This window comes from Pedomonas sp. (genome assembly GCF_036515995.1).
Lineage (GTDB): Bacteria > Pseudomonadota > Alphaproteobacteria > Sphingomonadales > Sphingomonadaceae > Pedomonas.
This window is the reverse complement of the sequence record NZ_DATBUP010000125.1, coordinates 20,708-27,115: the sequence shown is the minus strand read 5'-3', so window position 1 is coordinate 27,115 and position 6,408 is coordinate 20,708. Positions and strand designations below refer to the sequence as shown.

The following is a 6,408-nucleotide window of genomic DNA, read 5'->3' as shown; positions in this document are numbered from 1 at the left end:
TGCGTTCCGGACCATGGCAGAAGGCGGGGGCCGCAAGGCTTTTCATTCGTTATAATCCTTGCATAATCCGATGGCTGGCCGCTGATGCAGGCCGGAGCGGATAACGGACGCCGCACGGCCCGGCAGGGCCGCAGGCATGGGTGGCAACATGAGAGCAGGCTGGCAGAAGGGGAAAAGTGTGATGGCGCGCAAGACAGGACTGCTGGCAGCGGTTGCCGTGTCGGTGTTGCTTGGAAGCTGTACCACGACACCGGCAGGCAGCACCGCGTTCACGCCGTTCATGTCCACGTCTCAGGAGCGCTCGATCGGCGAATCGGAGCATCCGAAGCTGCTGGCTGAGTATGGCGGGGCCTACAAGGACGACAAGGTGGCCAGCTACGTGGCCATGGTCGGCGGGCGCGTACTCCAGAACTCCGAGACGCCGAACCAGCCCTTCACCTTCACCCTGCTGGATTCCAGCGTCGTCAACGCCTTCGCGCTGCCGGGCGGCTATGTCTACATCTCGCGCCAGCTGCTGGCGCTGATGAACGACGAGGCGGAGCTGGCCTCGGTGCTTGGGCACGAGATCGGCCACGTGACCGACCGCCACACCGCCAAGCGCTACAACACGCAGATGCTGGGCGGCATCGGCAGCCTGCTGGTGGCGGTGCTGACCGGCTCGGGCCAGCTGGCGCAGCTGGCGGGGCAGGCGGCGCAGGTCTATACGCTGTCCTACTCCCGCGATCAGGAATACAAGGCCGACACCCTCGGCATCCGCTACATCAACCGGGCGGGCTATGATCCGTTCGCCGCCTCCGACATGCTCGCAACGCTCGGCCGGCAGGACGCGCTCGAGGCGAAGGTTCAGGGGCGCGAGGCGGCTGAGACGACGCCGAGCTGGGCCCGCACCCACCCGCTGACTGGCGAGCGCGTGAGCCGCGCCCAGTCGCTGGCCCAGCAGACCGGCGTGCCGGCGGGCAAGCAGCCGCGCAACCGGGACGCGTTCCTGGCGGCGATCGACGGACTGGTGGTGGATGACAGCGCCGAGCAGGGCTTCGTGCGCGGCCGCAGCTTCGCCCACCCGCAGTTGAAGCTGTTCTTCACCGTGCCGGAGGGCTTCACCCTCCAGAACACCAGCCGCGCCGTGACGGCGTTGGGTCCGGGTCAGACGCAGGTGCTGTTCGCAGGCGGCCCGCTGACCAGCGGGCAGGGGCTGGACAGTTATATCCAGCAGGTGTGGCAGGCGATGACCGAGGGGCAGGCCGGCAATATCGCGCGCTCCCAGCCCGGCGAGATCAACGGCATGCAGACGGCCACCACCTCCACGCGCCTGAGCACCAACAGCGGCGTGCTGGACGTTAGCATCGTCGCCTACCAGTGGTCGCCTTCGCAGGCCTATCACTTCGTGATGGTGAGCCCGGCCTACGCCAGCAGCCAGACAGGCGCGCAGACCGCCGCGCAGGCGGTGCGCTCGCTCCAGTCCATGCTGCAGTCGTTCCGCAAGCTGAGCGATGCTGAAGCCGCCAAGTACAAGGAGCGGCGCATCAAGGTGGTGACGGTGGCGCAGGGGCAGACCGCCCAGCAGCTGGCTGACCGCATGGCCTATGACGACAACCGGCTGGACCGCTTCCTCGTGCTGAATGGCTTCACCAACCCCAAAGAGGTGCGGCCGGGTCAGAAGGTGAAGCTGATCGTTTACGGCTCGTAGGGCTCAGGCGGCGGAGGGCGCGACTGTGCCCTCCGGTGCATCAGGAGCTGCGCCCTTGCGCTTGCCGAGAATTTCAATCGTGCGGGTGCCCTGGGCTGGGAAATCAACGACGTTGAGCATCCGCACGATGCGTCCGGCCAGCGACCAGACCATCAGCGCCAGCGGCAGAGAGACCATGCCGTCAACGGCGTAGTGCCAGCCCAGATGCACCGAGCCGATCCAGATCACCAGCGCGAACAGGCTGAGCAGCAGACCTGCCTTGCGGTTCAGGGCAAAGGCGGCGCGGGCCATGAGGACGGACGTTGCGACGTGCAGCGAGGGCATGGCGGAGATGCCCGCACCGGTTGATGCGCCGCCCTTCTGATAGATTTCCCACAGCTTTGCCTGCATCTCGAGGGCGCTGACGCCCCAGCCGATCTCCTGCTCGCGGATGATGATGTCCAACTGCGCAAGCCGGTCCATCAACGGCGCGAAGGGATCGGGGCCGCTGACCAGATGGCCGTAGTAGCATGGCCCTGCCGAGGACATGAGAATGGCCGCGACCGAGCCGCCCAGGATCCAGACGAGGCAGAAGGCCAGAAGATACTGCGCACGCCACGCCCGGAAATCGGTCTTGAGGGCGGCGTAGATCACGCTCATCCACATCACTACGAACCAGACGTTGTAGCTGAACTGGATCAGCCAGGTGGCGACCGGCGAGCCGAAGACGGCGTGGGTCAGTCGCCACGGGTCCGTGCCGAAGATCATGCGGTCAATGTCGGCAAACAGCGTGTCATAGGCGAAAGGATGGTAGGCGGGGATCGCCGCCTTGATGGCGGTGAAACTGTTGAGAAGAACCACGAGCACCAGAACCGGCGTCAGGCGCATCAGGAGCTGGTCGACAGGCAGGATGTTGGTACGGATGTCCTTCGCCAGCACCATCAGCGGCCGGGCTGGCCGCATGATCAGCGTCAGATGGATCATATAAGCGATGATGGTCAGTGCCCCCGCAGCGCCCCATGAGATCAGAGTGAGCGTGCCATAACTGGGTGTAAAAAGGTCCACGCTGCGGCCAAGCGGGGTCAGCAGCCCCCATGCGACGGCGCCATAGAGCAGAACCGTCAGCAGCAATGCGGCCGAGACGCGCAACTCTTGCAGCAGGGAGCGCATGGGGCTGTTTCCTTCTGCCTGAACGAAAAACGGCGGCCGAAACGGCCGCCGTCGTGGATCAGCCTGACGGCCAATCTTGAGTAATGATTAGGACTTCGGCTCGAGGTTGGTCGCAACAGTGCTCAGCGTCTTGGCGAGGTTGCTGCCGATCATCTGGAAGCCGCCGATGCAGACGACGGCGATGAGAGCGGCGATCAGGCCGTATTCGATGGCGGTTGCGCCCTTTTCGTCGCGAGCAAACTTGCGCAGAGCGGTGCGAATGAACGACATGGTGTGTCTCCTTCCGGCCGCCACTGCTGTGGCGGATCCTTGATTAAGCCTTTTCCCGAGGCCAACGGTGGACTTGTATCCCGGCAGGAGTTTCAAAGTTGTTAATGGGGATTATTACTTGATCCGTTAAGCATGATTGTTTTGACGCAACAGCGGGCAACTGAAGAAATGTACTAACAAAAAGCTATCGGGGCCTGCCCCGCTGAGAGACAAACCTTTTCTTAACTTTGCTGGATTTCAGACGTGCAGGATCTGGGCCGAGGGCCGGCCCGAACAGGGCTCAGCCGATGAAGCTGGCAACCGTCTCCAGGGGCCTGGTGGGGAACTGGCCGATCTGCGAGTAGCCCACCACCACGACGATCGCGATGCAGGCAATGATGATGCAGTATTCGATCATTGTGGCACCGGACTGGTCGCGCCCGAGACGCGACAGACCATGGCGGGACAGGATGCGGCTTGGCAGAAGGCTAAGAATGTTCGGCATGACGCGTTCCGTCCCGGAGATCCGTGCGGGCTTACCCTGCCAGCAGAGGTGTTAAGAAAAGCTGAGGGAACATTCTAAACTGTTCGGAAGGGATAAGCTGCGATCTGACGCGGCCCGGCTTCGTACAGTGTTGAAACGCCGCATCCCACCGTTAGCATATCGACAGGGCGGCTCGCATGTGGAACCTAACGGCGCACTCCGGAATTAACATGGCCTTTTCCCTATGCTCAGCACCCAAATGCCCGTCGAGTCCTTCGATGAATGTCCTGCGCCTCCGGGCCTGACGGACCCAACCAAGAAACTGGTCACGGTTGTTGCCGCGGCCCTGATCGACACGGACGGCCGGGTGCTGGTCGCCCAGCGGCCCGAAGGCAAGTCGATGGCGGGCCTTTGGGAGTTTCCGGGCGGTAAGGTGGATGCGGGCGAGAAGCCCGAGGCCGCCCTCGTGCGCGAGTTGCAGGAAGAGCTGGGCATCGACACCACCGCCTCTTGCCTGGCGCCGCTGACCTTTGCCAGCCATCCGTATGAGGACTTTCACCTCCTGATGCTGCTCTACGCCTGCCGCAAATGGCAAGGCACGGTGCGCCCGCAGGAGGGGCAGGCGGTGCGCTGGGTGCGGATCAGCGAGCTGTACAGCCTGCCCATGCCCCCGGCCGACATTCCGCTCGTGGGCATGCTGGCGAGCCTGCTCTAACCCGCCTTGTCGCCCGTCGGCTGTTCCCTGACGCCCAGTGCATCCGCAAGGCGGGCCTTGGCGGAGCCGGGGCGCAGCGGCTTGGGCTGGCCGGGAGCCGGGGCCCAGCCGCTGAGCGAGATCAGCTCGACCGTTGCCAGAACCTTGCCGTCCTCCCGCGCGAATCGCTCGGCATAGAGGGAGGCGGCGCGCATCAGCACGGCGCGGCGCAGGAAGGAGCGGGGCCGACTAGCCTGCGCATTGGTCTCGCCCATGGCGCGCAGCTCCGCCAGCAGCTTCAGCGGATTTTCATAGGCGACGGTGAAGTGATCGCTGTCCGACACCGGCATGGCAAAGCCCGCCCGCTGGAGCAGACCGCCTGCGTCCCGCACCTCGACCATGGGCGCGACGCGCGGCGCAACGCCGCCGGTCACCTCCTCCTCGGCCTCGAACAGGGCGCGGCGGAGTTCGAACAGCGTGTCCCCGCCCGGGAAGGCGGCCATGAACAGGCCGTCAGGCGTCATCGCCCGGTTGATCTGGATGAGCGCGCCGGGCAGGTCGTTGGTCCAGTGCAGCAGGCCCGCAGAGACGACGAGATCGAACGATTCGTCCGCAAAGGGCAGGAAGTCCGGGTCGCAGGCGACGCCGGTCTGCGTGCCGGCGAGCCAGCCCTCCGCCGGATCCGCATAGACCACCGTCGCCTCCGGATACCGGGCGGCCAGCAGCTTGCCCAGCCGTCCGTCATGGCTGCCGAGGTCAAGGATGCGTTTGAACGGCCGGTTGATCATCAGCAGCCGGTCGGCGATGTCCTCGACCATCAGGTTCTTGATGAAATCGACGAAGCTGCCGTTGCCAGCCGCGCGCTGGCGCTGACGGCGGACCTGACGGCGGTCGAACATCTCGATATTGGTCGGAAGGGTCTGGGCGTTCCTGGTCATGTTCGACCATATGGCGTGCAGACGCCGCTCGGCCAAGAGGGTTAAACTGCCGGGTCGCACCGCACCGCCTCGGGGACCATGTTCCGCACCGCTTTTTCAACCTTCCGCAACGCTGCTCGCTGGTTCGTCGATCTGGTGCTGCCGCCGCGCTGTCCGGGCTGTGGGGGCACGGTCGACATGCAGGGCACCTTCTGCGCGCCGTGCTGGGGGAGCCTGCGCTTTCTGGAGGCCGGGGAGGGTTGCGCCTGCTGCGGCGAGCCCGCCGGAGCAGGTGTTGCGTTCGACGGCTGGCGCTGCGGGCGCTGCATGGTGGACCCGCCGCCGTTCACCCGGGCGCGGGCGGCGTTTGTGTATGGCGGGGCGATCCGCCGCGCCGTTCTGGCTTTCAAGCACCGGGATCGCACTGAGCTGGCCGCCATGCTGGCCCGGCACATGACGCGGGCGGCGGCGGATATGCTCGCCTCTCCCGATGCAGAGCGCGGCGCGGTGCTGGTGCCGGTCCCGCTGCATCGCTGGCGGCTGTGGCGGCGCGGCTACAATCAGGCGGCCCTGCTGGCGCGGGAGCTGGCAAGGCAGACCGGGCGGGAGTGGCTGCCAGATGCGCTGGAGCGGGTGCGCAGAACCCGCACGCAGCAAGGGCTGAGCCGGGCAGAGCGTCTGCGCAACCTGCGCGGCGCCTTCCGGGTGACTGAACGGCAGCGGGAACGAATACGAGGCCGGGCGGTAGTTTTAATTGACGATGTGCTGACCACCGGCTCCACGGCGCAGCGCTGCGCTCAGGCGCTGCTGCGGGCGGGAGCGGCGGAGGTGCGGGTTCTGACCCTTGCGCGGGTGGCCGCGGCGGCTCTAGATGCCAGCTCTGGTAGCGCGCAGGGTCGCGGACTTGCGGCGGAGCCCGCCGCTATCCATATTGACCCAGTTACCGTTTTGGGAGGAGTGACCCGTGGCAAGCGTTGAAATCTATACAGCGGATTATTGCCCCTACTGCCATCGGGCAAAGGCGCTGCTGCGCCAGAAGAACGTGGACTTCACCGAGTTCGACGTCACGGCTGACCGGGACGGCCGGGCGGTCATGTCCCAGCGTGCCGGCGGACGCACCACCGTGCCCCAGATCTTCATCAACGGCCAGCATGTGGGCGGCTGTGACGACCTCCACGAGCTGGAGGACGACGGCAAGCTCGACGCCCTGCTGCAAGCCGGAGCCTGA

At 65.6% G+C, this 6,408-nt stretch carries 8 protein-coding genes; 4 read left to right on the top strand and 4 right to left on the bottom strand.

Annotated elements, in window-relative coordinates:
• Positions 1-181: 181 nt before the first annotated feature.
• Positions 182-1,687, top strand: a complete 1,506-nt coding sequence (locus tag VIG90_RS09825) for a M48 family metalloprotease (protein WP_331593326.1) — start codon at positions 182-184, stop codon at positions 1,685-1,687.
• Positions 1,688-1,690: 3 nt separating this feature from the next.
• Here VIG90_RS09825 and VIG90_RS09820 read toward each other — a convergent pair whose 3' ends face one another.
• From VIG90_RS09820 to VIG90_RS09810, 3 genes are all read right to left on the bottom strand, one after another.
• Positions 1,691-2,836 (bottom strand): phosphatase PAP2 family protein, encoded by a 1,146-nt coding sequence (locus VIG90_RS09820; RefSeq protein WP_331593324.1) that lies wholly within the window; start codon positions 2,834-2,836, stop codon positions 1,691-1,693.
• Between the two features lie 87 nt (positions 2,837-2,923).
• A complete protein-coding gene (locus VIG90_RS09815; RefSeq protein WP_331593323.1) occupies positions 2,924-3,106 on the bottom strand; it encodes a Flp family type IVb pilin in 183 nt (60 codons plus the stop codon).
• A gap of 280 nt (positions 3,107-3,386) precedes the next feature.
• A complete protein-coding gene (locus VIG90_RS09810; protein WP_331593322.1) occupies positions 3,387-3,590 on the bottom strand; it encodes a Flp family type IVb pilin in 204 nt (67 codons plus the stop codon).
• Positions 3,591-3,813: 223 nt separating this feature from the next.
• On the opposite strand from VIG90_RS09810, the gene VIG90_RS09805 reads away from it, so the two are divergent.
• Positions 3,814-4,284 (top strand): (deoxy)nucleoside triphosphate pyrophosphohydrolase, encoded by a 471-nt coding sequence (locus VIG90_RS09805; RefSeq protein ID WP_331593321.1) that lies wholly within the window; start codon positions 3,814-3,816, stop codon positions 4,282-4,284.
• Here the strand turns inward: VIG90_RS09805 and VIG90_RS09800 are convergent.
• Positions 4,281-5,201 (bottom strand): methyltransferase domain-containing protein, encoded by a 921-nt coding sequence (locus tag VIG90_RS09800; RefSeq protein ID WP_331593320.1) that lies wholly within the window; start codon positions 5,199-5,201, stop codon positions 4,281-4,283. The two genes, VIG90_RS09805 and VIG90_RS09800, sit on opposite strands and share 4 nt — an antisense overlap.
• A gap of 78 nt (positions 5,202-5,279) precedes the next feature.
• On the opposite strand from VIG90_RS09800, the gene VIG90_RS09795 reads away from it, so the two are divergent.
• On the top strand, positions 5,280-6,158 hold the full coding sequence (locus VIG90_RS09795) for a ComF family protein (protein ID WP_331593319.1): 879 nt from the start codon (positions 5,280-5,282) through the stop codon (positions 6,156-6,158).
• Positions 6,145-6,408 carry a glutaredoxin 3 gene (gene grxC / locus VIG90_RS09790; RefSeq protein WP_331593318.1) on the top strand — a complete coding sequence of 88 codons (264 nt, stop codon included), beginning with the start codon at positions 6,145-6,147 and terminating at the stop codon, positions 6,406-6,408. Before VIG90_RS09795 ends, grxC begins: the two co-directional genes overlap by 14 nt.

Coding starts and splice junctions, on each gene's coding strand:
- VIG90_RS09825 (WP_331593326.1), top strand. CDS start 182: ATGGCGCGCAAGACAGGACTGCTGGCAGCGGTTGCCGTGTCGGTGTTG.
- VIG90_RS09820 (WP_331593324.1), bottom strand. CDS start 2,836: ATGCGCTCCCTGCTGCAAGAGTTGCGCGTCTCGGCCGCATTGCTGCTG.
- VIG90_RS09815 (WP_331593323.1), bottom strand. CDS start 3,106: ATGTCGTTCATTCGCACCGCTCTGCGCAAGTTTGCTCGCGACGAAAAG.
- VIG90_RS09810 (WP_331593322.1), bottom strand. CDS start 3,590: ATGCCGAACATTCTTAGCCTTCTGCCAAGCCGCATCCTGTCCCGCCAT.
- VIG90_RS09805 (WP_331593321.1), top strand. CDS start 3,814: ATGCTCAGCACCCAAATGCCCGTCGAGTCCTTCGATGAATGTCCTGCG.
- VIG90_RS09800 (WP_331593320.1), bottom strand. CDS start 5,201: ATGACCAGGAACGCCCAGACCCTTCCGACCAATATCGAGATGTTCGAC.
- VIG90_RS09795 (WP_331593319.1), top strand. CDS start 5,280: ATGTTCCGCACCGCTTTTTCAACCTTCCGCAACGCTGCTCGCTGGTTC.